We start from the raw sequence: 26,957 nt of genomic DNA on the forward strand, positions 1-26,957 counted from the left end.
CAATGCCATGAAACATTACCTGCAGTTCAACGATCTCAGCGCCGACGAGTACACCTACCTGTTCGAGCGTGCGGCGCTCATCAAGAAGAAGTTCAAGGCCTACGAAAAGCACCACCCCCTGGTGGACCGCACGCTGGCCATGATCTTCGAGAAGGCCAGCACCCGAACGCGCGTGAGTTTCGAGGCCGGCATGTACCAGTTGGGCGGCAGCGTGGTGCACCTGACCACGGGCGACAGCCAGCTCGGCCGCGCCGAGCCGATCGAGGACAGCGCCAAGGTCATCAGCCGCATGGTCGACCTGGTGATGATCCGCACCTACGAGCAGACCAAGATCGAAAGCTTCGCGGCGCACTCGCGCGTGCCCGTGATCAACGGCCTGACCAACGAGTTCCACCCCTGCCAGATCCTGGCCGACATCTTCACCTTCATCGAGCACCGCGGCTCCATCGCGGGCAAGACGGTGGCCTGGGTGGGCGACGGCAACAACATGGCCAACACCTGGCTGCAGGCCGCGGCGCTGCTGGGCTTCAAGGTGCATGTGAGCACGCCGCGCGGCTACGAGGTGGACGAGAAGCTGGCCGGCGCCACTGCCGGCAGTTGCCAGTTCTTCAGCGACCCGCTCGAAGCCTGCAAGGGTGCCGACCTGGTGACCACGGACGTGTGGACCAGCATGGGCTACGAGGCCGAGAACGAAGCGCGCATGAAGGCCTTCGCCGACTGGTGCGTGGACGCCGAGATGATGGCGGCCGCCAAACCCGATGCGCTGTTCATGCACTGCCTGCCTGCGCACCGGGGGGAAGAGGTGGAAGCCGATGTGATCGACGGGCCGCAGTCCGTGGTCTGGGATGAGGCAGAAAACAGAATGCACGCGCAAAAGGCTCTCATGGAGTACCTTTTGCTCGGCCGTGTCGCATGAAATGCGTCACGGTGGCGCGACAGCGCCAGCAGACTGTTTCGGCGCAGGCCCATGTCCGCAACGCGGACGTGAAGCAGTCGAAGACTGCGTGCCGCAGCCACAACAGAATGCACGCGCAAAAGGCACTCATGGAGTACCTTTTGCTGGGCAAGGTGGCCTGAGTTTTCTGCCCATGCCCTGGCGCCGCCAGCCCGCCCACTGCGCCGAGCTGCTGGCGCACTGGCAATCGCTGGGCCAGGCCCTGGGCCACGATACGCCCGCCTGGCGCAGCGAAGGCCGGCGCCTGGTGCTGGCCTGGGCGCGCTGGCCGCGCGCCTACCATGACACCACGCACCTGTGGGCCTGCCTGCGCCACCTGCAGGCGGTGCAGGCTGCAGAGCCGGGCGCGCTGCTGCAGCCGCATGCGGTGGCCCTGGCCCTGTGGTTCCACGACGCCGTCTACCGGCCCTGGGGCCGCCTGAACGAAGAAAAGAGCGCCGACTGGGCCAGCCGCTTCCTGGCCGCGCAGGGCGTGCCGCCTTCGCTGGTGCAGGCCGTGCACCAGTTCATCCTCGACACGCGCCACAACCCCGACCCGCTCACCGGCGATGCGCAGTGGGTCGTCGATATCGACCTGGCGGTGCTGGGCCAGAGCGAAGCGGTGTACCGCCAGTTCGAGCGCAACGTGCGGCGCGAGTATTTCTTCGTGCGCTGGCCGCGCTATGTGGCGGGCCGCAGCGCGGTGCTGCGGGGGTTTCTGGAGCGGCCGCGCATCTACGGCACCGAGTGGTTCCACGGTCGCCATGAGGCGCAGGCGCGCGCCAACCTGGCAAACGCCCTGGCAGCACTGGCACAGGGCCGGCTGTACGGCTGAAAGCCCGACGCGATCACCCTGGCAAACCGCCGGTCGGCAAACAGCCTGACGTACCATTTCTTCCCCCTCGACCAGCCCTTCCCGCCCCAGCGGCACGCTCCCCCATGTCCGACTCCCTCCACCCCTGCCTGACCTGCGGCGCCTGCTGCGCCAGCTTTCGCGTGGACTTTGCGGTGGAGGAGACGCAGGCCATGGGCGGCACGGTGCCCAACGGGCTCGCGGTCGAGGTCACCAGCAGCACCTGCCGCATGCGCGGCACCGACCATGTGCCTGCGCGCTGCGCCGCCCTGACCGGCAAGGTGGGCGAAAAAGCGGCCTGCGGCATCTACGAGTGGCGCCCCTCGCCATGCCGCGAGTTCGAGGCCGGCGACCATGCGTGCAACAAGGCACGCACGCGCCACGGATTGCCACCCCTCGAAGAGGGCCTGATCTTCTGAAACAGGTGCCAGCGCAGTCAGGAAAGTAGTTTAGGCTTCAACAAAAAATCCCTCTGCTGTTGGAATTAACCGACACCACGGGTTTTGCGGGACATGCAAACTTTGTCCCATGCAAGCCCGCCACACCCCCACCGCACGCCAGCTCTGGGACATCTCGCCACCCGTGCATGCGGGCAGCCCGGTGTTTCCCGGCGACACGGCCTATTCGCAGCAGTGGTGCGCCACCATCGGGCCGGGCTGCCCGGTGAACGTGAGTGCCATCACCCTGTCGCCCCACGTGGGCGCGCACGCCGATGCGCCGCTGCACTACGACGCAGAGGGCGCCACCATCGGCGATGTTTCGCTGGATGCCTTCCTCGGACCCTGCCGCGTCATCCATGCCATCGGCCGCGGTCCGCTGATCGAGTGGGAGCACATTGCCCATGCGGTCGATGCCACCCTGCCCCAGCGCGTGCTGGTGCGCACCTACGAACACATGCCGGTGGACCGCTGGGACGACGCCCTGGCCGCCTACGCCCCCGCCACCATCGCGCGCCTGGCCGACCTCGGGGTGCTGCTGGTCGGCATCGACACGGCCAGCATCGACCCGGCCGACAGCAAGACGCTGGACAGCCACCAGGTCATCCGCCAGCGCGGCCTGCGCGTGCTCGAGAACCTGGTGCTCGACGGCGTGCCCGAGGGCGACTACGAGCTGATCGCCCTGCCGCTGAAGCTCACCACGGCCGATGCCTCCCCCGTGCGCGCCGTACTGCGCGCACTGGACTGATTCCAAGACTTATCCCACGACTCCCATGACGACACTGCAAGACTGCCGCGCCCTCGACGCGCAAGACCCCCTGGCCCCGCTGCGCGGGCATTTCAGCCTGCCCGAGGGCGTGATCTACCTGGACGGCAATTCCCTGGGCGTACTGCCCAAGGCGGCTGCGGCCCGCGTGGCCGACGTGGTCACGCGCGAATGGGGCACCGACCTGATCCGCTCGTGGAACACCGCCAGCTGGTTCGACCTGCCGCAGCGCCTGGGCAACCAGCTCGCGCCCTTCATCGGCGCCGGCAAGGACGAGGTGGTGTGCACCGACAGCACCTCCATCAACCTGTACAAGGTGCTGAGCGCCGCGCTCAACATCGCCCGCGAGGACAGCCCCGCGCGCAGGCGCGTGGTCAGCGAGCGCAGCAACTTCCCGACCGACCTGTACATCGCCGAAGGCCTGTGCCGGGAGCGCGGGCTGGAGCTGGTGCTGGTGGAGCCCGAGGACATCGCCGCCGCGCTGACGGCCGACGTGGCGGTGCTGATGCTCACGCACGTGAACTACCGCACCGGCGCCATGCATGACATGGCAGCCACCACGGCCGCCGCACACGCGGCCGGCATCCTCACCGTGTGGGACCTGGCGCACAGCGCCGGTGCCGTGCCGGTGGACCTTCATGGTGCGGGCGCCGACTTCTCCATCGGCTGCGGCTACAAGTACCTCAACGGCGGCCCCGGCGCACCGGCTTTCGTGTGGGTGCACCCGCGCCACGCCAACCGCTTCTGGCAGCCGCTGTCGGGCTGGTGGGGCCATGCCGCGCCGTTCCAGTTCACGCCGGACTACCAACCGGCCCCCGGCATCACACGCTACCTGTGCGGCACGCAGCCCATCATCAGCCTGTCGGCCCTGCAGTGCGGCCTGGACGTGTTCGACGCGGCCCAGCCCCTGGGCGGCATGGCCGCGCTGCGCGCCAAGTCGCTGGCGCTGACCGATCTGTTCATCACCCTGGTGCAAGAGCGCTGCGCCGGCCACGGCCTGGGCCTGGCGACGCCGGTTGCGCACGCGCAGCGCGGCTCGCAGGTGTGCCTGACGCGCGACGAGGGCCAGGGCCTCCATGGCCAGGGCAGCGGCGCCTACGCCATCGTGCAGGCGCTGATCGCGCGCGGCGTGATCGGCGACTTCCGCAAGGGCGACGGCGGCCAGGGCCCGCACAAGGACATCTTGCGCTTTGGCTTCACGCCCCTGTACATCGGCTACGAGGACGTGTGGAATGCCGTGGAGCACCTGCGCCAGGTGCTCGACGCGGCCGAGTGGCAACGCCCCGAGTTCAACCAGATCCACGCGGTGACCTGAGCCATGTGCCCCTTCTCCAACACCGCTTCGGAGCCCGGTGCAGCAGCGCCCGCCGCAGGCAAGCCCGAATCCATCGTGCACGAAGAGCGCGCCCAGCTCGACTTCAGCCAATCCATGAGCTATGGCGACTACCTGCAGCTCGATGCGATCCTCACCGCACAGAAGCCCCTGTCGCCCGCGCACGACGAGATGCTGTTCATCGTGCAGCACCAGACCAGCGAGCTGTGGATGAAGCTCATGCTGCACGAGCTGCGCGCGGCCATCGGCCACATCGCCCGAGACGAACTGCAGATGGCCTTCAAGATGCTGGCGCGCGTCTCCAAGATCATGGAGCAGCTGGTGCATGCCTGGGACGTGCTGGCCACCATGACGCCGCCCGAGTACAGTGCCATGCGGCCCTACCTGGGCCAGTCCAGCGGCTTTCAGAGCTACCAGTACCGCAGCATCGAGTTCTCGCTGGGCAACAAGAACCGCGCCATGCTGAAACCGCACGAGCACCGCGCCGACCTGTTGGCCCAGGTGCAGGCCGCCTACGAAGCGCCGTCGCTTTACGACGAAGCCCTGCGCCTGCTGGCGCGCCGCGGCATTGCCGTGCCGGCCAGCCACACCGCGCGCGACTGGACCCTGCCCTACGAGGAAAGCGATGGCGTGGAGCAGGCCTGGCTCACCGTGTACCGCGCGCCCGAGAAGCACTGGGACCTGTACCAGCTGGGCGAGGAGCTCACCGACCTGGAAGACGCCTTTCGCCTGTGGCGCTTTCGCCATGTGACCACGGTGGAGCGCGTGATCGGCTTCAAGCGCGGCACCGGCGGCACGGGCGGCGTGAGCTACCTGCGCAAGATGCTGGACGTGGTGCTCTTCCCCGAGATCTGGAAGCTGCGCACCGATCTGTGAGTGCCTGCGGCCTGCGCAGCAGCGACAGCAGCCTGTCGCCACAGCGTGTAACCTCGGCAAGGGCGGCGCAACCGTGCACGCCCTCCCGGAGACACCGCCTTGCCGCCCCAGCCACCCGAGTCCGCCCCCTCCTCTTCGCCACACTCCCCTCTCGCACCCCGTGTCGCCTGGGTCATGCTGCTGGCCCTGATTTCGGGCTTCGCGCTGAGCCAGGCGTTTCGCACCATCACGGCCATCATCGCCACCGGGCTGCGCGCGGAGTTCGGCCTGTCGGCGCAGGCGCTGGGCGCGTTCGCCGGTGCCTTTGCGTTTGCCTTCGGCGGCATGCAGCTGTTCATGGGCGTGGGCATCGACCTGTACGGCGTGCGGCGCACGCTGCTGGTGGCCTTCCCGCTCACGATTGCCGGTTCGCTGCTGTCCGCGCTGGCGCCGGGCTACGCCATGGTGCTGCTCGGGCAGGTGTTGATCGGCGTGGGCTGCGCGCCGGCCTTCCTGGTGTGCACGGTGTTCATCGCACGCTACTTTCCCCCGGGGCGCTTTGCCATGGTCTCGGGCGTGGCCATGGGGGTCGGTGGCCTGGGCATGCTGTTCACCGGCACGCCGCTGGCCTGGCTGGTGCAGCACTCCTCCTGGCGCGCGGGCTTCGGTGTGCTGGCCGGCCTGGCGGCACTGGCCTGGCTGCTGATCTGGTGGCAGGTGCACGAGCCCGCGCAGCCGCAGCACGCCGCAGATGTGCCACGCGAATCGATCGCCTCGGCCGTGCGCGGCTTCGGCGCGCTGTTCCTGCTGCCGCACACCGCCGGCATCATGCTGCTGGCGCTGACCACCTACGCCTCCTTCCTCACGCTGCGCGGGCTGTGGCTGGGGCCACTGCTGATCGAGCGGCATGGCTATTCGCTGGTGGCCAGCGGCAACGTGGCCATGCTGTCCTCGCTGGTGTCGCTGTTCACCCCGGCCTGGTTCGGGCGCATGGACCCTGGGCCTGCGCACCGCCGGCGCTGGATCATGGGCTTCACCGCCATCCTGTGCGGCCTGTTCCTGGCCATCAGCCTGCTGCACCGGGAGTGGCTGGACGTGGGCGGCGCCATCGCCGTGGGCCTGCTCTCGGGCTACATGGTGCTGCAGTACGCGGACGTGCGCTCGGCCTACCCGGCGGCCATGACCGGGCGCGCCATGGCGGTGTTCACCATGGCGCTGTTCCTGGGCGTGGCGCTGATGCAGTGGCTCACGGGGCTGGCCGCCTCGCTGGCCTCTGCGCACGGCATCGATCCGTATGTGGCCGTGATGCTGACCATCTCGGCGCTGCTGGCGGCCGGGGTGCTGTCGTTCAGGCTGCTGCCGGCGCCCGCGCATTGATCTGCGGCGGGCATGTGGCACCTTGCCCGCTCACGCGCCACCACTGCAGCACGCCGAACAGCAGCTCGAATGCGGTGAATCCGAGAACGATGGCGCTGGCCCCATGGGCTACCGCGTAGATCTGCCAGGCTGCGAACAGGACTCGCGCCACCCCATCGAGCCGGCCCAGCAGCAGGCTGGGTGCCGCAATGCGCGCGATGGACCAGACCACCACCACCGAGCCGAGCAGGTTGGCCAGCAGCATGTGCGTGCCATCGAGCGGGTGCAGGGTACCGGGCAGGCCCAGTGTGGTGGATACCGAGGTCAGCAGGCCATAGAGCCAGGCAAAGGTCCACGGCAGCGCAAAGGGCCAGGTGACGAACAGGTCGTACCAGCCGCCAGCGCGCACGATGTTCAGGTAGCGCGGAGAGGGAAAGGCGGGGATGTGCATGGTGCAAAAAAGATCGGAGTGAAGAAGGCTCCGAGCTTCCACCTTGAAGTACGCTTCAGGGTCAAGCACTTTTTTTGGAAAGACGCGCCCCATGCTGATCGGAGAACTCGCCACCGCCGCCGGCCTGAGCCGCGAGGCCTTGCGCTTCTATGAGCAACAGGGCTTGATCCGCGCGCGCCGCCTGCCCAACGGCTACCGCGACTACCCCGAGGAGGTGCTGATGCTGGTGCAGTACATCCGCACGGCGCAGCAACTGGGCTTCACGCTCGCCGAAATCGGCGACCGCCTGCCCGCGATCTGGGACGCACCCGACCCCGCGCCCGCCGTTACCGAAGTGCTGTCCGCCAAGCTGCTCGAAATCGACGCACGCATCGCCGCGCTGCAGGCCTTGCGCCAGACGCTGGCGGAGCGGGTGCTGGCGGACTGTCCGCTGGTTGCGTCCTGACCGTCTCAGAGCGAACTGGCCACCGAGCCATCGCCCCGGTACAGCCAGGGCAGGTCCAGCACGCGCGCGCCCAGCAGGCGCAGCGAAGCGTCGCGGCCCCAGCGCACAGGGCCCATGGCGTGGAAGATGCGGCCATTGCGCGTAGCGCGGGCCTGCACGCGGGCGTTGCGTTGCCAGCGGTTCAGGGCGTAGCGCGTCAGGCGCAGCGGCACCTCCAGGTCATGCATGGACAGGGCGCGCTGCAGCTCGGCCGCGTCCTCGATGGCCATGCCGGCCCCCTGGGCCAGGTAGGGCAGCATGGGGTGGGCGGCATCGCCGAGCAGCGCCACCAGACCCTGCGCCATCTCTGCGGCACCGCGCACGGGCGCTCGGTCGCACAGCGGCCACAGGCGCCAGCCACCGCCGGCCGCCGCGACACCATACACGGCGTGCTGCAACGCCGGGCAGGCGCCCTGCAGGGCCTGCTCCAGGTCGGCGGCATTCGCGGCATGGTCCCAGCCCTGCCTGTCCGCAGGCGCCGGGCCTTCGATGATGACCACCAGGTTCTGCAGCTCGCCGCGCCGCACGGGGTACTGCACCACATGCAGGCGCGGGCCCAGCCAGGCGGTGATCTGCTGGGTGCGCAGGGCATTGGGCAGGGCGTCCTGCGGGACCAGGGCGCGGTAGGCTAGGTGGCCCGTGGCGCGCGGCGGCACATCGCCGAGCAACTGCAGGCGCGTGCCGCTCCACAGGCCGTCGGCCCCGACCAGCGCATCGCCCTCCACCTCCTTGCCTCGGCTGGTGCGCACCGTGACGACGGTCTCGGCGCCAGGAACTGCGGTGCCACAGGTGCTGCCGTCGCTGAAACCCTCGATGGCATGATCCAGGTTCAGCCGGGTGTCGGTGTACTTGGTGACGGCCGCCAGCAACAGCCCATGCAGGTCGGCGCGGTGGATGGTGGCGTAGGCGGCGCCATAGCGTTCGATGGCGGTGGCGCCCAGCGCCAGCTCGGCCAGTTCGCGCCCCGACAGGGCACTGCGCACCTGCAGCCGGGCCGGGAAAGCCGCCACGGACTGCAGCGGCTTCTGCAGACCCCAGGCCTGCAGCCGGCGCACCACGTTGGGTCCCAGCTGCACGCCCGCCCCGACCTCGCTGAAGGCCGCGGCACGCTCGTACAGCCGCACATCCCACCCGGCACGCGATGCGCCCAGGGCTGCTGCCAGCCCCCCTATGCCACCGCCCGCCACCAGCACCTGTTTCTTCATGCGCCGATTGTCGCGCGCCGGGCGCGGCCTGCGTTTGTCATGGCGCAGGAAGCAGGGCGCGCTCCAGCATCTCGGCCGGCATGGGGCGGGCGAACAGGTAGCCCTGGAAGGCCTGGCAGCCATGGCGCTGCAGGAACTCGAACTGGCCCGGCGTCTCCACCCCCTCGGCCACCACCGAGAGGTCCAGGCTGCGCGCCAGGGCCAGGATGGTGCGCACGATGGCGGCATCGTTGGGGTCGGTCTGCAGGTCGCGCACAAAGCCCTGGTCGATCTTGAGCTGGTCCAGCGGCAGGCGCTTGAGGTAGGACAGGGACGAGTAGCCGGTGCCGAAGTCGTCCATCGAAAAGCCCACCCCATGGCGGCGCAACTGCTCCATGCGGGCAATGCTGTCCTCCACGTCGGTGAGCAGCAGGCTCTCGGTCAGCTCGAAGCGCAGGCGCTCGGGGTTGGCGCCGCTGGCCTGCAGCGCGCCCAGCACCTGGGTCACGAAATCGGGCTGGCGGAACTGCCGCACACTGACGTTGACCGACAGGAAGAAGGGCCGCGTGAGCGCGCTTTGCGACCAGTGCACGAGCTGTGCGCAGGCGGCCTCCAGCACCCACTGGCCCAGCGGCAGGATGAGCCCGGTCTGCTCGGCCAGCGGGATGAACTCGCCGGGCAGCACCAGCCCGCGGCGTGGGTGGTTCCAGCGCACCAGGGCCTCGGCACCGAGCAGCTTGCCGGAGCCATCCACCACGGGCTGGCAGTACAGCAGCAGTTCCTGCTGGTTCAGGCCGCGGCGCAGGTCGGCCTCCAGCGCCGCGCGCATGCTCACGGCGGCCTGCATGTCGGGGTCGAAGAAGCGTTGCGTGTTGCGCCCCGCCGCCTTGGCTTGGTACATGGCCAGGTCGGCATGCTTGAGCAGTTCGTCCGGCGTGGACGGGCGTTGCCCGAACAGCGCGATGCCGATGCTGGGCGTGCTGTGGTGGCTGATGCCGTCCATGTCGTAGGGCTTGCCCAGGGCGGTGAGGATCTGTTGCGCGATGGCCGCCGCCTCGCTGCTGGCATGCGCCACCTCGGTGTGCAGGCCATCGAGCAGCACCACGAACTCGTCACCGCCAAAACGGGCCACCGTATCGCTCTCGCGCACACAGGCCAGCAGGCGCCTGGCCACGCGCACCAGCAACTGGTCGCCGGTGTCGTGGCCCAGCGTGTCGTTGAGGTCCTTGAAATTGTCCAGGTCGATGAACAGCAGCGCACCGTGCGCGTGGTTGCGTCCGGTCGCCACGGTGGCGCGCTGCAGGCGGTCCATCAGCAGGCGGCGGTTGGGCAGGCCGGTGAGTGCGTCGAAGAACGCCAGCCGCTCGATCTGCAACTCGGCCTGCTTGCGCTCGGTGATGTCGCGCCCCACGCCGCGGTAACCGCGCAGCACGCCCTGGGCATCGAACACCGGCACGCCGCTGACCGAGATCCAGTGCATGCTGCCGTCGGGCCGCTGGCGCTGCAGTTCCAGGTCGCGGAACGGCTGCTGCGCCGTGAGCACCGCGCGGTGGGCGTCCCAGTCGGCATCGCTCATGTTGAGCGCACCGATCTCCCAGCGGGTGCGGCCCATCACGCTCGACAAGGGGATGCCGTTAACGCTCAGGTCGCCCGCCAGCTGCACGAAGCGGCCGTCTGCGTCGTGCTCCCAGTACCAGTCGGACGACAGGTCGCTCAGGCCGCGAAAGCGGGCCTCGCTCTCGCGCAGCTCGTTTTCCACGCGCACATAGTCGCTCACGTCGGTGAAGGTGCGCACCATCCCGCCATCGGGCAGGCGCGTGGTGCGCACTTCGAACGTGCAACCGTCGCGCGTGGTGCGCCAGTAGACTTCGGGCGCGGGATCCACAGCGGAGCGTGCGACGTAGTCGCGTCCGCGGTGGTCCACCAGGTTGTAGCCCGCGCCGAAGTCACCGCGCTGGGCCTGCAGTTGCGTCAGCTCGGCCAGGGTGGGGCGGGCGGCCATCAGCGATTCGGGCAGGTCCAGCAGCTCCAGCACGCGCTGGTTGTAGATGGTGATACGCCCGTCCGGCCCGGTCCTGAAGATGCCCTGGCTCATGCTGGCCAGCGTGACCTGCAGGCCCTGGCGCTGCTCCTGCAGCAGGGTCAGCGCCTCGTGCCAGATGCGTGCATCCACGGTGCGCAAGGGCTGCGCCGCCCCGGGGGCGGCTGCCAGGCCCTGGCGGCCCACCAGCGCCGACAGGCGGTGCACCAGCTCGGGCAGGTGGCTGCCATCTGCGGCACGCAGGGCGTAGTCCCCCAGGCCGCAGCGAAAGCCACGCGCCGCGAGGACCTCCTGGTGCGCATCGAGGCACAGCAGCACGGGGCGCCCCGCACACAGCTCCAGCAGGCTGGGCAGGTCCTGGATCTGCGGATCCAGGCACAGCACCAGTGCATCCCAGGTCTGCGCGGCCAGCAGCAGGGAGGCGGCATCGGCCGAGGGGCTGTGCACCACGCGCCAAGCCGGGCAGCGCTGGGCCAGCACGGCGATGGCCGCCTGGGCGTGCAGCGCATCCCCGTCCACCCACAGCACGGTGGCGGCGGAAACAGGCACTGGGAGAGCGGGGTCCGGCACGGCAGTCATGGCACTTGGGCAGCAGGGGCCGGCACCGGGGGCTCGGGCAGGTGCTCGCGCTCGAACAGGTCCACCGGCACAGGCCTGCCAAACAGATAGCCCTGGAAGCCCTCGCAGCCATGCAGCCTGAGGAACCCCAGTTGCCCCGTCGTCTCCACCCCCTCGGCCACCACCTGCAGGTCCAGGCTCTTGGCCAGCGCCAATATGGTGCGCACGATGGCCGCGTCGTTGGGGTCGCTCAGCACGTCGCGCACGAAGCTCTGGTCGATCTTGATCTGGTCCAGCGGCAGCCGCTTGAGGTAGGACAGGGACGAGTAGCCGGTGCCGAAGTCATCCAGCGCAAAGCCCACCCCCTCTGCCTTGAGCTGCTCCATGCGCACGATGGTGTCTTCGATGTCCCCCAGCAGCAGGCTTTCGGTGAGTTCCAGCTTGAGCAACTGGGGTTTGGCCTGGCAGTCTTTCAGGGTGCCCAGCACTTCGGCGACGAAGCCCGGTTGCCGGAACTGGCGCGCGCTGACGTTCACGGAGATGCTCAGGTGGGCGGTGGCGGGGCTCTGGCCCCAGCGCTGCAGTTGCCTGCAGGCGGTCTCCAGCACGTACTGGCCCAGGGGGAGGATGAGGCCGGTCTGTTCGGCCAGGGGGATGAAGTCGCCGGGGCTGATCATGCCGCGCTGGGGGTGGCGCCAGCGCACCAGGGCTTCGGCGCCCACCAGGCGGGCCTGGTGGTCGACGACGGGCTGGTAGTGCACGAGCAGTTCGCTGCGGGCCAGGCCCTGGCGCAGGTCGGCTTCCAGGTTGGAGCGGGCGTTGACGGCGGCCTGCATGTCGGGGTCGAAGAAGCGCTGGGTGTTGCGCCCGGCGGCCTTGGCCTGGTACATGGCCAGGTCTGCCCTTTTGAGCAGTTCGTCCACCGACAGGCGTTCGTCGCCGAACAGGGTGATGCCGATGCTGGGGGTGCTGTAGTGCTGCTGGCCTCCGAGCGCGAAGGGCTGGTTCAGGCTGGCCAGGAGTTTTTCGGCGACGGTTTCGGCCTGGGCGGCGGCGTCGGCCAGTTCGGGGTTCAGGTTGTCCAGCATGACGACGAATTCGTCGCCGCCAAAGCGCGCCACAGTGTCGGCTTCGCGCACGCTGCCCACCAGGCGGGTGGCAACCTGGGACAGCAGCTGGTCGCCCATGTCGTGGCCCAGGGTGTCGTTGAGGTCCTTGAAGTTATCGAGGTCGATGAACAGCAGGGCCCCGAGGTTCTTGCTGCGCTGGCAGGCGGCCAGGGAGCGTTGCAGGCGGTCGAGCAGCAGGCGGCGGTTGGGCAGGCCGGTGAGTGCGTCGTAGAACGCCAGGCGCTCGATCTCCTGCTCTGCGCGCTTGCGGTCGGTGATGTCGCGGCACACCCCGAGAACGCCCGTGACCCGGCCATGCAGGTCGCGGATGGGTGTCTTGATGGTCTCGAAATACCCCTGGTAACCATCCTCGGCAAAAGTCAGCTGTTCCTCATAGACCAGGGGCTGCCAGGCCTGCATGGCGCGCCGGTCGTAGGCACGGAACTGCTCTGCCTCCGCTGCAGGCGAAATATCGAAATCGGTGCAGCCGATGATCTCGCGCTCGGGCTTGCCCGCAAAGCGCTCGAACACCGGGTTGCAGGACAGGTAGACCCCTTGCGCATCCTTGAGGAAGACCATGTCCGGTATGGCGTTCACCACGCGCGCCAGGTGGGCCTTTTGCTGGGCCAGCTCGGTTTCGATGCGCTTGAGCTCGGTCAGGTCGTAGGCGAACACCACCACGGCCATCACGCCCTGCTCCGTGATGGACTCGGGCACCAGCGTGGTGTGGCGGTACTGCGCGCCATCCAGGCCATCGATGCGGTTTTCAAAGACCGCCGTCTCTCCGGCAAAGGCCTTTTGCAGCTGGGGCAGCATGCGCGCCATGACTGCGGCGGGAATCACCTCCTGCAGCAGCTGCCCCTGCAACTGCTCGGGGGTGCGGTGCAGCCACCGGGCCTGCTGCTCGTTCACATAGAGCACCCGGTGGTCGCGGTCCAGCCGCGCCACGCCACCCGGCACCTGGCGCAGCATGTTGGCCATCTGCACCTCGTGCGCGTGGGCGGCCTGCTCGGCCTCGCGCACGGCGGTGATGTCGCTCTGCACGCCATCCCAGATCACGCGCCCGCCATCGAGCAGCCGGGGCGAGGAACTCAGGTGTATCCAGCGCACCGCCCCCGAGGACACGCGCATGCGGAAAGTGGCCTCCATGGGCCCCATGGTGCGCAGCGAGCGCTCCCTGGCCTCCTCCAGCGCGGGGAGGTCTTCGGCAAGGACCTGCTGGTACAGCACATCGGGGTCGCGCAGCACATCCTCGGCGCGCAGGCCGTTCAGGCGCTCGATGGCATCGCCGATGTGCGCGAAGTGCATTCGGCCGTCGGCCTCGCGCACCACCTGGTAGAGCACGCTCAGGGGCAGGTTGCGGCCCAGCAGCTGCAGGCGGGTTTCGCTTTCGCGCAGCTGGGCCTCGGCTTCGGACAGGCGGGCGTAGGGCAGGCGGATACCGGCCACGAACACGGCCTGGTAGAGCAGCGCGTAACCCACCACGCGCAGGGCGTGCGAAAGGACATCCGCCTGCCTGGCATGCGCGAATGCCTCGATCCCCAACAGCAATTCGCTGCCGGCAAAGGCCACGGCAGCCCAGCCCATGAGCCGCTCACGCTCCCTGCCGCTGCCGCTGCCGCTGCCATTGGTATTGCGCAGCATGAGCCAGGCCGCCAGCCCCAGGCCACTGACCAGCCCGGCAAGCAGCAAGCCATGCCATACCCCGCCCGACGCCTGGGCCACCCAACGCGCAGCGGGCCCCATGCCCATCCATGCCAGCGCCAGCGAAATCGCGCCAGCCACCACGGCCCACATCCGGGCGGGACCGAGCAAGGACACCCGCAACGCTACCAACAGCAGGGTGGCACATTCGGCAACGCGCACCCAGCCTTCCAGCCACAGGGCCGTGTCGGCCACGGTGCCTGACACCGAAGCCGGGGTAGCGTGCGCCGGCACACCGTGCAAAAAGTTGCACACGACCGCCACACCGAACCCCACCACCAGCCCATTCGCATAGCCCTGGGTCTGCCGGTCCAGCACATGCAGGGACACCGACACCACCAGCAACGCCAGCAGCATGGCCACCAGTTCCATGAAGGGTTCGAGTTCAGGTCCGGTGCCTGCCCCATGGCCCAGGACAGGGCCCAGCAGCACCACCACCAGCGCCAGCGCGGCCACGACCAGCACCACCGTGAGGGCAGGGCTCTCCGACGCGAAATTCCGCCGCAGCGGGCGGTGGGCAGGTGGATTCATGGAACCTGTGGGTAGGCTGTCGACAACCGGACCTCACAAGTGTATCGGCCAGTAAGCGCCAGCGGCGATTCCCGGCGGAACGCCGCTGCACCGGCGCCACAAACGCCGGCAGTGGGCCGGCTCGCCGACCCGCTGCTCCGCGGCTCAGAGGCTGGGAATTTTTCGGCCGTGTCCAAAGGGCGCGTCAAAACGCCTCGGATCTAGGCGCAAAGCACAGCCATAGCTCGGGCTATGGCGAGCATTTGCTTTCGACGAGCCGGGGTGTTTTGGCGTGCAAGGCGGGCATGGACGAAGGATTCTCAGCCTCTCAGCCCCCCAGCAGTTGGCGCAGCACGAACGGCAAAATACCGCCCGCCTGGTAATAGTCCACTTCGATGGGGGTGTCGATGCGCAGCGTGACCACCACCTCCTGGCTGGAACCATCGCTGCGGCGAATCACCAGCGTGGCGTCGCTCTGGGGCGTGAGCGCCGGATCGGGCAGCACGTTGATGGTTTCGTTGCCCGTAAGGCCCAGCGATTCCCACGAATCCGTGCCCTTGAACTGCAGGGGCAGCACGCCCATGCCGACCAGGTTGGAGCGGTGGATGCGCTCGAAGCTGCGCGCCACCACGGCCTTGATGCCCAGCAGTTGCGTGCCCTTGGCGGCCCAGTCGCGGCTCGACCCGGTGCCGTACTCTTCGCCGGCAAAGATCACCGTGGGCGTTTTTTGCGCCATGTACTGCATGGCGGCATCGAAGATGAACATCTTCTCGCCCTGCAGGGGTCCCTCGTTCTGGAACACCGTCACCCCGCCCTCTTCGCGCGAGCCATCGGCCGTGGGCGGAAGCATGAGGTTCTTGATGCGCACGTTGGCGAAGGTGCCGCGCATCATCACGTCGTGGTTGCCGCGGCGCGCGCCATAGCTGTTGAAGTCGGCCTTCTGCACACCGTTGAGCTGCAGCCACTGGCCGGCGGGCGAAGTGGCCTTGATGGAGCCTGCGGGCGAGATGTGGTCGGTGGTGATGGAATCGCCGAACAGCGCCATGATGCGCGCGCCGTGCACTTCGGAGGCCGTCGCGGCGCCCTGCTCGAGCGTGAATTGGGCGAAGAAAGGCGGCTCGGCGATGTAGGTGCTGGCAGGCCAGGTGTAGGCGTTGCCGCTCACGCCCTTGATCTTTTCCCAGAGCTTGCCGGGGTCGGTGGCGACCTTGGCGTAGTTCTCGCGGAAGGCCTTGCCGTTCATCGCGTACTTCATGAGCTGGTGCACTTCCTCGCTGCTCGGCCAGATGTCACCCAGGTAGATGTCGCGGCCGCCCTTGCCCTTGCCCACGGGCTCGGTCATGAGGTCCTTGAGCACCGTGCCGGCAATGGCATAGGCCACCACCAGCGGCGGGCTGGCCAGGAAGTTGGCCTTGAGGTTGGGGTGGATGCGCGCCTCGAAGTTGCGGTTGCCCGAGAGCACGGCCGCACAGATCAGGTCGTTGCCGGTGATGGCCTCGTTGAGTTCGGGCGTGAGGTCACCCGCATTGCCGATGCAGGTGGTACAGCCGTAGCCGGCCAGTGCAAAGCCCAGCTTCTCCAGGTACGGCAGCAGGCCGGTCTCGGTGAGGTAGTCGGTGACGATGCGCGAGCCGGGGGCCAGCGAGGTCTTGATGTGCGGCTTGACCTTGAGGCCCGCCTCCACGGCCTTCTTGGCCAGCAGGCCGGCGGCCAGCAGCACGCTGGGGTTGGAGGTGTTGGTGCAGCTGGTGATGGCGGCGATCAGCACGTCGCCGTTGCCCACCGTGGGATCGGCCCCCTTGGTGGGCATGGCTGCGGCGGCATCGGCATGGGCGGTGGCCAGCGCGGGCTTGTTGCCCTCCATCTCGGCCACGGAGCGCGGAGCGCCCGCGGGTGCGGGCTTGTCCTTGGGGGCGGCATCCTGCACCAGGTCCTGACCGCGGTGGATGTGGTGGCGCGTGTACAGCAGCTCGGCCGGGCGGTTGAAACCGTTTTCGGCGTTGGGCTTGCTGAACAGGTCGATGAACTGGCTGCTGACCTTGCCCAGCTCGATGCGGTCCTGCGGGCGCTTGGGGCCGGCCAGGCTGGGCGTGACGCTGCCCAGGTCGAGCTTCACGACCTGCGAGTAATCGATCTCGCCGGCCAATGGCACTCCGAACAGGCCCTGGGCCTTGAAATAGGCCTCGAAGGCTTCGATTTCGGCCTTGGTGCGGCCCGTGCCCTGGAAGTAGTCGATGGTCTTCTCGTCCACCGGGAAGAAGCCCATGGTGGCACCGTACTCGGGTGCCATGTTGCCGATGGTGGCCCGGTCGGGCAAGGCCAGGGTGCGCGTGCCCTCGCCGAAGAATTCGACGAACTTGCCCACCACCTTGTGCTGGCGCAGCAGCTCGGTCACGGTGAGCACCAGGTCGGTGGCGGTCACGCCCTCGCGCAGCTGGCCCGTCATCTCGAAGCCCACCACGTCGGGCGTGAGGAAGTACACAGGCTGGCCCAGCATGGCGGCCTCGGCCTCGATGCCGCCCACGCCCCAGCCCACCACGCCGATGCCGTTGATCATGGTGGTGTGGCTGTCGGTGCCCACCAGGGTGTCGGGGTAGTGCACGCCGTCCTTGGCCTTGTGCACACCGCGCGCCAGGTACTCCAGGTTCACCTGGTGCACGATGCCAAAGCCCGGAGGCACCACGCCGAAGGTGCTGAAGGCCTGCATGCCCCACTTCATGAACTCGTAGCGCTCACGGTTGCGCTGGAACTCGAGCTTCATGTTCAGGTCGAGCGAATTCTTCTTGCCGTAATGGTCGACCATGATGGAGTGGTCCACCACCAGGTCCACCGGCACCAGGGGTTCGATCTTCTTGGGGTTCTTGCCCAGCCTGGCGGCCACGCTGCGCATGGCGGCCAGATCGGCCAGCAGCGGCACGCCGGTGAAGTCCTGCAGCACCACGCGCGAGACGACGAAGGGGATCTCGTCCTTGCGCTCGGCCGTGGGGGCCCAGTGCGCGAGCTGGCGCACATGCTCGGCCGTGACCTTGCGGCCATCGCAATTGCGCAGCACCGATTCGAGCACGATGCGAATGGACACCGGAAGGCGCTTGACGGAAGGAAACTCCTTGGCGAGGGCAGGGAGCGAATAGAACTGTCCGGTCTTGCCGGACGCGGTCTTGAAGCTCTTGAGCGTGTTGGCAAACGCGTGGCGGGCGGGCTGGGGCGACGACTTGGTCGATGTGGCCATGGCTGACTCCTGTTGTGCGACAAGGCCTATTCTGTCAGTCCCGCGTGGCGGATGGAACGGTGGGGGTATGAACGCGCATGGACCTGGTGCCCGCCTGCACGCCGAAAGAGGGGCCGAAGCCCCTCTCCAACGGCACCTGCATGCACCGGCCACGCGGCCGGTGCGCGTGCCCCGCGTTCAGGCCACGGCCATCGACGGCAGGCGGCGCACGCCAAACCATTGCAGCTCGGCCAGCAGGCCCACCGACACCACATGCATGACCAGGTAGGCCTGGCCCCACCCACTGGGCGCGATGGCCGATGACAGCAGCAATGCCAGGCTTGCAAGAGCCCACACGGCATTGCCCACGATCAGCAGCCAAAGCAGGCCGCGGGGGGTATTGCGCGGGCTGGCAATCGCCATGGCCAGAACCGCATAGGCAATGAGCGCCAGCCCACTGGCCGAGACCAGCCCCACCGGCAGCCCGAGCCACCCGGCGAGCGTGTCGGTCAGCGCCAGGTGCAGGGCGGCGAGCAGCACGCCGGTGGCGGCATCGAACCAGACGACGGCACGCAGGAACGAGGGAGAGGACAGAAGGGACATGGTGGACTCCTTGAAGCGATCGGGTTGAAAGAGCCTCCATGGTTGCGGCCCGGCTGCACCGCGTCGATGACATGCCAGGTAATGGCCTGCACGCCGACTGGCCCTAGGATGGAGGGCATGACCAGCACCCACCGCCCCCCACGCCCCTCCCTGCCGCACCGGCCTGCGGCCGCTGGCCATCGCGGCAGCACGCCGGGCCCCGCCTCGTTCGGCGACCACCTGCGCAGTTGGCGCCAGCAACGCCACCTGAGCCAGCTGGAACTGGCCGACGAGGCGGACATCTCCACCCGCCATGTGAGCTTCATGGAAACCGGCCGCACCAACCCCAGCCGCGAGATGGTGCTGCGTCTGTGCGAGCGTCTGGCGATCCCGCTGCGCGAGCGCAATGCCCTGCTGGTGGCCGCCGGCTATGCGCCCATGTACCGCGAGCGCGCCCTGGACGACCCGGCACTGGCCGCCGCGCGCCTGGCCGTGGAACTGGTGCTCAAGGGGCACGAACCCTGCCCGGCGCTGGCGCTGGACCGCTGCTGGAACGTGGTGGCCACCAACCGCGCCGCCCAGGCGCTGCTGGCCAACCATGTGAGCCCCGAACTGCTGGAAGGGCCGGTGAACGTGTTCCGCCTGAGCCTGCACCCCAAAGGCCTGGCACCGCACATCGCCAACCTGGCCCAGTGGCGCGCCCACCTGTTCGAGCGCCTGCGCCAGCAGATCCAGGCCACGGCCGACCCGGTGCTGATCGCACTGCAGGCCGAACTGCTGGAATATCCGGCGCCCGAGGAATCGAGCCCCCTGGTGCTCGACGGGGAATTGCTGGGCGTGGTAATGCCGTTCTGCTTTCAAAGCGCGCGGGGAACGCTTTCGTTTATCAGCACCACCACCATATTTGGTACCCCGGTGGACGTGACCCTGCAGGAGCTGGCCGTGGAATCATTCTTCCCGGCCGACGAATTCACGGCGCAGGTATTGCGCGAGATCGCCGCAGCCCCTGTCTGAGCAGCGCGGCCGATGCGCCCTGTGCCGCACCCTCCGGGCAGCCATATGGGGCGCGCCAAGCAAAAAGCCCGCAGCTGCGGGCTTTTTTTATGCGGCCCGGCAAAGGGCCGCCCATCCATGGCGGATTCAATCCATCAAATGGCGAATTTCTCGCGGTTTTCGTTTTGAATCCACTTCGGCGCCTTGCCACGGCCCGTCCAGGTCTGGCCGGTGGATGGATCACGGTACTTGGGTGCCACCTTGGTGCCCGCACTGGCGCTGCGTGCACGGCCACTGGGGAACACGTCCTGCGCGGTCAGACCAAACTCCGCCACCAGAGCGCGCACCTGCGACACGGCATCCGACAGCTCGCGCTTGCGCGCCTCACCGATTTGCTGTTCCAGGGCTTCGCGTTGCTTGAGGAGTTCTTTATAGCTGGTTGTCATGGTATGTTGGGCTGCTGGGTGGACAAAGAAGGCCCCATTATAGGAATAATGGGCAAACTTTGCCGGGTTTGCCAAAAAATTCGTGACAAGCTGTTGAAACAAGCCCTGGTTGAAAATAAATCCATGTGTCCAGGTAATCAGCCGGACTGGTCGGGCTGGTCCATTTGCGCCAATACCCTGTCGATTCTCTTGCCCTCCAGGCCCAGCACCTCGAATATCCACCCGGCACAGGCAATGTGCTCGCCCACCCCAGGCAAATGGCCCGATTCGGCCATCAGCAATCCTGCGAGGGTGTTGTAACGGCCCCGCTCCTCCCCGGGTAAATCGCGAATATCCAGGCGTGCCTTGAGTTCGTTGACCGGCATCAGGCCGTCGAGCAGCCATGCGCCATCCTCGCGCCGCGTGGCCCAGGCGTCGGTGGCGGCGCCGGGCTGGAGCTCTCCGGTAATCGCCTCCAGCAGATCGCGCGGCGTCATGATGCCCTGGACCACGCCGTATTCATCCACCACGAAGACCATCCGGCCGGAGCGCGCGCGGAACTGTTCGAGCAGTTCCATCCCACTCAGGGTTTCGGGCAGGAAAGCCGCCGGCAGCACGTACTGCTCGATGGCGCCTGGGGCCTGCACCCCCAGCTCCAGCAGGCGCGCCACGCTGACCAGACCCACCACCTCGTCGAGCGACCCGCGGCACACCGGATACCAGGAATGGGCGCCGTGGCCGCCACCGGTGCCCGCCATCTGCAGGGCTTCGGCCACGCTCAGCCGCGCGTCGAGCCACTGCAGATCGGTGCGCGGCACCATCAGCGAGGTCAGCGGCCGGTCATCGAGGCGGAACACGTTGCGCACCATCTGGTGCTCGTGGTGCTCGATCACGCCGGCATCGCGCCCCTCCTCCAGGCTGGCCACGATCTCCTCCTCGGTCACTGCGCGGCCGGCGTTGTTGTCGATGCGCAGCAGGGCGAGCACGCCCTGGGTGGACAGCGACAGCAGCCGCACGAAAGGCTTGGCCCCCAGTGCCACCCAGGCCATGGGCCTGGCCACCAGGCGGGCCACGGTTTCGGGGTAGAGCTGCCCGATGCGCTTGGGCACCAGTTCGCCGAAGACGATGGTGATGAAGGTGATCACCGTGACCACCAGCGCCGTGGCCGTGATGCCGGCGGCGCGCTCGGGCATACCCAGGGCCAGCAGCCAGCGCGCCAGGTCATCGCTGAACGCGGCCTCGCCGATGATGCCGTTGAGCATGCCGATGGAGGTGATGCCCACCTGCACGGACGAGAGGAACTGGGTGGGGTTCTCCAGCAGGGTGAGCGAGGCCTGCGCGCCCTTGTCGCCGCCCTCGGCCATGGCCGCAAGGCGTGACTTGCGGCTCGATGCCAATGCCAGCTCCGACATGGCAAATACGCCATTGAGCAGCGTGAGCAGCGCAATCAGCAGAAAATCCATGATTCAGGGCATAGGAACACGATGGCACTTTACTGTATTGGCGATATCCAGGGTTGCGACAGCGCGCTCGGGCGCCTGCTGGACGAGATCGGCTTTTCTGCGAGCCGCGACACGGTCTACCTGCTGGGCGACCTGGTGAACCGGGGCCCCGGGTCGGCTGCCGTGCTGCGCCGCTGCATGCAGCAGGGCGATGCACTGCGCCCGCTGCTGGGCAACCACGACCTGCACCTGCTGGCTGCAGCGCACGGCGCACGCAAGCCCTCCAGACGCGACACACTGGACCAGGTGCTGGATGCGAGCGACCGCAGCGCCATGCTCGCCTGGTTGCGCCAGCAACCATTGATGCGCACGCACCTGCATGCAGGCGAGCGGCTCGCGATGGTGCACGCCGGCCTGCTGCCCGCCTGGACGGTGGACGAAGCGCTGGCGCTGGCCAGGGAAGTGCAGGAGGTGCTGCGCGGCCCGGGGCTGTCGGACTTTCTGCACCAGATGTACGGCAACGGCCCGGACCGCTGGGACCCGGCGCTCACGGGCATGGACCGCCTGCGCACCATCGTCAACGCCATGACGCGCTTGCGTTTTTGCTCGGCGGACGGGGTGATGAATTTCGAGAGCACCGAGAGCGCAGGCACGGCCCCCGAGGGCCTGATGCCCTGGTTCGAGGTACCGGGCCGGCGGGCGGGCGGTACGCTGGTGGCCTTCGGGCACTGGTCCACGCTCGGCCTGCTCGACCGACCGGACACCCTGGCGCTGGACACAGGCTGCGTATGGGGCGGCTGCCTGAGCGCGATGCGCTTTGGCGCCACGCTGGCCGACCGCGAGCTGCTGCAGGTGCACTGCGAGCAGTCACAGCAGCCGGGTTGAGGCGTGACAAGGGCTGCCGAAGCAGCCCTTGAAAGATCCATCCACCCGCCCGACCTGCGCTTCAGTCGGCTGTGACAGCCTGCGCCTGATCGGCGGCCACAGGGGCGGCCGCCTTGAACAGCGCCGCCACCTTGCGCTTGGGCTTGATGTTGGCCGACACGCTGCTGCGCGGCGCCGACTTGGCCGATTCCCAGGCAGGGGCTGCATCGGCTGCCGCGCTGGATTCGTAGGGCTTTTCGAAGAACGGGTCGCGCGACGCCACCGCAGGGCGAAAGCCCCGGTGCTGCTCGCGCGGCTCGCGGCTTTCACGGCCAGGGCGGTGGTCACGTTCGCGCTCGCGGCGCGGCGCGGCGGAGGCAATGGCATCGCGCCCGTCACCGGTCTCGCCCGCTTCACGCCAGGCACGGCGGCCATCGTTGATGCGGCCACGGGGCTGGTCTTCGTCGTACTCGACGGCTTCGAGCTCGATCTTCTTCTTGATGAGCTTCTCGATGTCGGCCACCAGGCGGGCATCGCTGCCCGACACCAGCGTGACCGCCAGGCCCGAGGCACCGGCACGGCCCGTGCGACCGATGCGGTGCACGTAGTCTTCGGCGTTGAAGGGCACGTCGAAGTTGAACACCGCCGGCACATCCTTGATGTCGAGGCCGCGCGCGGCCACGTCGGTGCACACCAGCAGGTCGACTTCGCCCTTCTTGAAGGCTTCCAGGGCCTTCAGGCGCTCGTCCTGGCTCTTGTCGCCATGCAGCGCGGTGGTCTTGAGGCCTTCGCGCTCCAGGCTGCGCGCCAGGCGGGCGCAACCGAGCTTGCTGTTCACGAAGATGAAGGCCTGCTTGATGCCCCGGGTCTTGAGCACCTGGTGGATGGCGCGGCGCTTGTCGTCGTCGTTGGCGCTGTAGAAGCGCTGCTCCACCGTGGAGGCCGTCTCGTTCGGGCGGGCCACCTCGATGGTGATCGGGTTTTGCAGGTAGCTGCTGGCCAGGCGCTTGATCTCGGGCGAGAAGGTGGCCGAGAACAGCAGCGTGGTGCGCTGCTTGGGCAGGTAGGACAGGATGCGCTGCAGGTCGGGCAGGAAGCCGATGTCCAGCATGCGGTCGGCCTCGTCGAGCACCACATACTCGACCTGGTTGAGCACCGCATTCTTGGCCTCGATATGGTCCAGCAGGCGGCCGGGGGTGGCCACCAGCACTTCGACACCCTTCTTGAGCTCCAGGGTCTGGGGCTTCATGTCCATGCCGCCAAAGACCACGGTGCTGCGCAGCTTGGTGTACTTGGCGTACAGCGCGATCTGCTGGGCGACCTGGTCGGCCAGTTCGCGCGTGGGCAGCAGCACCAGCGCGCGCACAGGGTGGCGCGCGGGCGATGTGGAACTGCTCTCGTGCTTGAGCAGGCGCTGCAGCAGCGGCAGCGAGAACGCCGCCGTCTTGCCGGTGCCGGTCTGGGCAGCGCCCATCACGTCCTGGCCGGTGAGAACCACGGGGATGGCCTGCTCCTGGATGGGCGTCATGGACTCGTAGCCCATTTCGGCCACGGCGCGTGCCAGCGGCTCGGCCAGCGATAGATTGGAAAAAGAACTTGTCATTTAGCCCTCTATTGTCGCACCGGTGGCCCAAACACACCATGGGGGTGGTAAGCAAGGGTGTATTCACCGAGCCATGCCGCCAGAGGACTGGATTTGGTGCTTTTAATTCGATAGCACCAAAAGAATAACCATCCGCACACAGATGGAAATTTCAGAAGCTCACTCGAGCACCGCGCGCAGCTGGCGCGTGGTCACCGCCAGACGGCGCGCGCCGATCTGGGCGATGTTGTTCATCACCGTGAGGGCGGCCTCGGGATAGCGTTGCGCCCAGGCATCGAAGTGCGCGCGCGACAGCCGCGCCAGCTGCGCCGGCCCCAGTTCCGCTCCGGCGCTGGCGGTGCGGGCTGCACCATTGAGGAACGCCATCTCCCCGAACGCCATGCCCGGCCCCACGGTGGCCAGGCGCAGGCCGCGCTCGGGCGGCCACTGCGTTGCCAGCGTGATGTGTCCCGACTGCACCACCAGCAGGTCGCGGTCGGTATCGCCGGCATTGAACACCACGCCGTGGGCTGCCAGGGGCAGCGCCTCCAGCACCGCTTCCAGCGCCAACCGGGCCTCGGCAGCCATGCCCTCGCCGATTTCGCCGAGCCTGTCCTGCTCGGGATAGACGGGCCGTTCGTGCTCGGGCCGCTCGGCCAGGATGGCGGCCTCGGCCCATTCCAGGGCCCGGTCGCCGTCGGCGAAGCAGCGCACGCCAGGGCCCACGTGCTCGGCCGCCGCGCGGTCGAGCGCGGCCACGGCGCAGGCCACGCCCTGCTGGCCGAGGTCGCGAGCCAGGGCCCGCAGCTGCGCCAGGGCCGTGCTGTCCCAGGCCGGCACGCGGCTGGCATCCAGCACCACCCAGCGGTGGCGCGGCTGCAGCATCAGCCGCACCTGCTCGGCCAGGTGCGCCGCGACGCCGAAGGACATCACGCCCTGCAGCTCGAACACCGCCACCTGGTTCATGCGCGGGGCCAGCCAGGTGTCGGAGCCCGCCCGGCGCAGGCGGCGCGAACGCAGTTGCCCATCGAGCCGCACATGGCGCAGCACCTTGGAGGCCGAATCGCGCAACAGCACGAAGGTGGCCACCACCAGCCCGGCCACCAGCGCCCCGACACCGCCCAGAATGGCGAACACCAGCGCCACCAGCCAGCTTTGCGCCCAGGTCACGCCCGAGCGGCGCGCGTAGCCGGGCGACCACAGCAGCCCGGGCACCTGCATCAGCCCCGCCAGCACCAGCCCGCCGGCCAGGCAGGCCATGGGCACCCAATGCAGCCACCAGGCGCCCGTGACGGCCACCACCAGCATGATGCCGGCATGCCAGCGCGGCGCGCTGGCCGAGGCGCCGGCCTGTGCCAGCACGATGCGCGAGCGCGAGGCACTGGTGGACGCCGGGATCATGCCCGCCAGGCCACACAGCACGCCCAGCAGGCTCTCTCGCCGCAGCGCCTGGTTGGGATTGCCACGCAGGCCATGGTCGAGCTCCAGCTCCTGGTTGAAGACCAAAATCTCCAGGCTGTTGACCAGCGCCATCAGCAATGCCAGCAGCACCAGCGCCGAGCCGTGCCGGTGCACCAGCTCCAGCCAGGGTATGCCCGTCCAGTCGGGCCACAGCGGCCCGGCAAAGGCACTCTGGCTGACGGCCGGGGCGAACACATTGCCCAAGCCCACACCCCACAGGCCGGCCACGGCCACGGCCAGTGCCACCAGCACCACGGCCGTGAGCAGGCCCGGCATGCGCGGCCAGCGCCGGCGCAGCAGCACCGCCAGGCCCACCACCGCGAGGGCGGCCACGGCGTGCCACAGGGTACGCAGGTCCCAACCCCACCCGGCGCCCGCCCCCAGGCCATTGCGCAACTGCCCCACGACCATGGACAGGCCCACGCCCGCTGCAAAGCCATGGGTCACCGAAATCGGCAGAAAGCGCGCCACCGAGGCCAGCCGCAGCACGCCCAGCAGCCACTGGAAGCCGAAAGCCAGCGCCACGGTGGCCCCGCTCACCGCCAGCACCTGGCGCGCCGTGAGGCCCAGGGTGCCCGCCGCGCCATGGGCCGTGGCCACCACCGCAGCGAACAGCAGGGCCACCACGGTGGTGGGCGCGTACACCACGCCAGGGCGCGGTGCCAACACCGTGAGCAGCAGGCCGGGCAAGGCGGCCGACCACAGGGCCAGGGCCGCCAGCGAATAACCACCGGCCAGCGGCGCGAAGGCCAGCAACCCCAAACCCACCGCATGCGGGACCGTGACCGCCGCCGCCGACCAGGCAGCGGCTGCGCCCGAGGGGGGCGACACCGCGGGCCCGGCGCCGGCCGTCCCCTCGCGAACTGCAGCGGAGGACGGCTCAGCGCCCATCACAGGCTGCGGGCGGAAAAGGTGTCACAGCCCTTGACGCTGCCGTTCTGCAGGCCGTTGTTGAACCAGCGCTGGCGCTGCGCGCTGCTGCCGTGGGTGAAGCTCTCGGGCACCACCCGGCCGCCGCCGGCACCTTGCAGGGCGTCATCGCCGATCTTGGCGGCCGCGTTCATGGCCTCTTCCACGTCGCCCTGCTCCAGGATCTTGCGGGCCGCCTGCGCGTGGTGCGCCCACACGCCGGCAAAGCAGTCGGCCTGCAGCTCCAGCCGCACGGACAGGGCGTTGTACTCGGCCTTGCTCACGCGGCCGCGCATCTGGTCCATCTTGCCGCTGATGCCCAGCAGGTTCTGCACATGGTGGCCGACCTCGTGCGCGATCACGTAGGCCTGGGCAAAATCGCCGGGCGCACCCAGGCGGTTCTTGAGGGTTTCGTAGAAACCCAGATCGATGTAGACCTTCTGGTCGGCCGGGCAGTAGAACGGCCCCATGGCCGCCTGGCCCGCGCCACAGGCCGTGGGCGTGGAGCCGCGGAACAGCACCAGCCGCGGCTCCTGGTAGGTGCCGCCGCCCTGGCGGAACACCGCTTTCCACACGTCCTCGGTGTCGGCCAGCACGGTGGAGACGAAGCGCGCCATGGTGTCGTCGGCCGGCGGGCGCTGCGCCGGCCCCTGCGGTTGCTGCTGCACCTGTGCGGGCGGCCCCCCTCCGCTGAGCAGGCCCAGGATGGTCAGCGGGTTGATGCCCAGCACCCACCCGCCCACCAGCGCGATGACGATGGTGCCGATGCCGATGCTGCGGCCGCCGAAGATGGGCGAACCGCCGCCGCCACCACCGCCGCCCCGGCGGTCCTCCACGTTGTCGGATTCCCGATTGCCTTCCCATTTCATCGTTGTTCTCCAGCGCCCCCACCAGACGGGGGCATGGACAGCATGTT

General features: G+C 68.5%; 21 protein-coding genes. 10 read left to right on the forward strand and 11 right to left on the reverse strand.

Annotated features, from left to right (window positions below; all coding sequences use genetic code 11):
- Positions 1–7 precede the first annotated feature (7 nt).
- The 7 genes from argF to U5N23_RS22805 all read left to right on the forward strand — a co-directional run bounded on the left by argF (position 8) and on the right by U5N23_RS22805 (position 6,555).
- Positions 8–916 (forward strand): ornithine carbamoyltransferase, encoded by a 909-nt coding sequence (argF, locus tag U5N23_RS22775; protein ID WP_322595003.1) that lies wholly within the window; start codon positions 8–10, stop codon positions 914–916.
- A gap of 172 nt (positions 917–1,088) precedes the next feature.
- The gene (locus U5N23_RS22780) at positions 1,089–1,769 is read left to right on the forward strand and encodes a hypothetical protein (RefSeq protein WP_322595004.1); all 681 of its coding nucleotides are present in this window, start codon (positions 1,089–1,091) and stop codon (positions 1,767–1,769) included.
- 104 nt (positions 1,770–1,873) lie between these two features.
- On the forward strand, positions 1,874–2,206 hold the full coding sequence (locus U5N23_RS22785; protein ID WP_322595005.1) for a YkgJ family cysteine cluster protein: 333 nt from the start codon (positions 1,874–1,876) through the stop codon (positions 2,204–2,206).
- Between the two features lie 109 nt (positions 2,207–2,315).
- A complete protein-coding gene (gene kynB / locus U5N23_RS22790) occupies positions 2,316–2,972 on the forward strand; it encodes an arylformamidase (RefSeq protein WP_322595006.1) in 657 nt (218 codons plus the stop codon).
- 25 nt (positions 2,973–2,997) lie between these two features.
- Positions 2,998–4,305: a kynureninase gene (gene kynU, locus U5N23_RS22795; protein ID WP_322595007.1), complete on the forward strand. Its 1,308-nt coding sequence runs from the start codon at positions 2,998–3,000 to the stop codon at positions 4,303–4,305.
- A gap of 3 nt (positions 4,306–4,308) precedes the next feature.
- The gene (gene kynA / locus U5N23_RS22800; protein WP_322595008.1) at positions 4,309–5,199 is read left to right on the forward strand and encodes a tryptophan 2,3-dioxygenase; all 891 of its coding nucleotides are present in this window, start codon (positions 4,309–4,311) and stop codon (positions 5,197–5,199) included.
- A 174-nt stretch (positions 5,200–5,373) separates the two neighbouring features.
- Positions 5,374–6,555 carry an MFS transporter gene (locus U5N23_RS22805; protein ID WP_322595009.1) on the forward strand — a complete coding sequence of 394 codons (1,182 nt, stop codon included), beginning with the start codon at positions 5,374–5,376 and terminating at the stop codon, positions 6,553–6,555.
- Here U5N23_RS22805 and U5N23_RS22810 read toward each other — a convergent pair.
- Positions 6,527–6,985, reverse strand: coding sequence for a hypothetical protein (locus U5N23_RS22810; RefSeq protein ID WP_322595010.1), 459 nt, complete (start codon positions 6,983–6,985; stop codon positions 6,527–6,529). The genes U5N23_RS22805 and U5N23_RS22810 overlap by 29 nt on opposite strands.
- 91 nt (positions 6,986–7,076) lie before the next feature.
- Between U5N23_RS22810 and U5N23_RS22815 the strand changes: the two genes are divergently transcribed.
- Positions 7,077–7,430 carry a MerR family DNA-binding protein gene (locus tag U5N23_RS22815; RefSeq protein ID WP_322595011.1) on the forward strand — a complete coding sequence of 118 codons (354 nt, stop codon included), beginning with the start codon at positions 7,077–7,079 and terminating at the stop codon, positions 7,428–7,430.
- Positions 7,431–7,435: 5 nt separating this feature from the next.
- Here U5N23_RS22815 and U5N23_RS22820 read toward each other — a convergent pair whose 3' ends face one another.
- The 5 genes from U5N23_RS22820 to U5N23_RS22840 all read right to left on the reverse strand — a co-directional run bounded on the left by U5N23_RS22820 (position 7,436) and on the right by U5N23_RS22840 (position 18,386).
- Positions 7,436–8,674 (reverse strand): FAD-dependent monooxygenase, encoded by a 1,239-nt coding sequence (locus tag U5N23_RS22820; RefSeq protein ID WP_322595012.1) that lies wholly within the window; start codon positions 8,672–8,674, stop codon positions 7,436–7,438.
- A 37-nt stretch (positions 8,675–8,711) separates the two neighbouring features.
- The gene (locus tag U5N23_RS22825; protein WP_416208653.1) at positions 8,712–11,273 is read right to left on the reverse strand and encodes a putative bifunctional diguanylate cyclase/phosphodiesterase; all 2,562 of its coding nucleotides are present in this window, start codon (positions 11,271–11,273) and stop codon (positions 8,712–8,714) included.
- Entirely contained in the window at positions 11,270–14,596 is a 3,327-nt protein-coding gene (locus U5N23_RS22830; RefSeq protein WP_322595014.1) for an EAL domain-containing protein, read from the reverse strand. Before U5N23_RS22830 ends, U5N23_RS22825 begins: the two co-directional genes overlap by 4 nt.
- 307 nt (positions 14,597–14,903) lie before the next feature.
- Positions 14,904–17,804, reverse strand: a complete 2,901-nt coding sequence (locus tag U5N23_RS22835; RefSeq protein WP_322595015.1) for an aconitate hydratase — start codon at positions 17,802–17,804, stop codon at positions 14,904–14,906.
- A gap of 177 nt (positions 17,805–17,981) precedes the next feature.
- The gene (locus U5N23_RS22840; RefSeq protein ID WP_322595016.1) at positions 17,982–18,386 is read right to left on the reverse strand and encodes a hypothetical protein; all 405 of its coding nucleotides are present in this window, start codon (positions 18,384–18,386) and stop codon (positions 17,982–17,984) included.
- Positions 18,387–18,503: 117 nt separating this feature from the next.
- Between U5N23_RS22840 and U5N23_RS22845 the strand changes: the two genes are divergently transcribed.
- Positions 18,504–19,379 (forward strand): helix-turn-helix transcriptional regulator, encoded by an 876-nt coding sequence (locus U5N23_RS22845; protein ID WP_322595017.1) that lies wholly within the window; start codon positions 18,504–18,506, stop codon positions 19,377–19,379.
- A gap of 134 nt (positions 19,380–19,513) precedes the next feature.
- Here U5N23_RS22845 and U5N23_RS22850 read toward each other — a convergent pair whose 3' ends face one another.
- Both U5N23_RS22850 and U5N23_RS22855 read right to left on the reverse strand, forming a co-directional pair.
- The gene (locus U5N23_RS22850) at positions 19,514–19,804 is read right to left on the reverse strand and encodes an H-NS histone family protein (protein WP_322595553.1); all 291 of its coding nucleotides are present in this window, start codon (positions 19,802–19,804) and stop codon (positions 19,514–19,516) included.
- Between the two features lie 137 nt (positions 19,805–19,941).
- Complete coding sequence (locus U5N23_RS22855) at positions 19,942–21,246, reverse strand: hemolysin family protein (protein WP_322595018.1); 1,305 nt, start codon at positions 21,244–21,246, stop codon at positions 19,942–19,944.
- Between the two features lie 21 nt (positions 21,247–21,267).
- Here U5N23_RS22855 and U5N23_RS22860 point away from each other — a divergent pair, with 21 nt between their 5' ends.
- Positions 21,268–22,110 (forward strand): symmetrical bis(5'-nucleosyl)-tetraphosphatase, encoded by an 843-nt coding sequence (locus tag U5N23_RS22860; RefSeq protein WP_322595019.1) that lies wholly within the window; start codon positions 21,268–21,270, stop codon positions 22,108–22,110.
- A 61-nt stretch (positions 22,111–22,171) separates the two neighbouring features.
- Here the strand turns inward: U5N23_RS22860 and U5N23_RS22865 are convergent, their stop codons facing one another.
- From U5N23_RS22865 to U5N23_RS22875, 3 genes are all read right to left on the reverse strand, one after another.
- Positions 22,172–23,692, reverse strand: coding sequence for a DEAD/DEAH box helicase (locus U5N23_RS22865; RefSeq protein ID WP_322595020.1), 1,521 nt, complete (start codon positions 23,690–23,692; stop codon positions 22,172–22,174).
- Positions 23,693–23,851: 159 nt separating this feature from the next.
- Entirely contained in the window at positions 23,852–26,023 is a 2,172-nt protein-coding gene (locus U5N23_RS22870; protein WP_322595021.1) for a SulP family inorganic anion transporter, read from the reverse strand.
- Positions 26,023–26,910 carry a neutral zinc metallopeptidase gene (locus U5N23_RS22875; RefSeq protein ID WP_322595022.1) on the reverse strand — a complete coding sequence of 296 codons (888 nt, stop codon included), beginning with the start codon at positions 26,908–26,910 and terminating at the stop codon, positions 26,023–26,025. Before U5N23_RS22875 ends, U5N23_RS22870 begins: the two co-directional genes overlap by 1 nt.
- Between the last annotated feature and the right edge of the window lie 47 nt (positions 26,911–26,957).

Origin of the sequence: Acidovorax sp. (assembly GCF_034519795.1) — a bacterium.
Classification (GTDB): domain Bacteria; phylum Pseudomonadota; class Gammaproteobacteria; order Burkholderiales; family Burkholderiaceae_C; genus Acidovorax.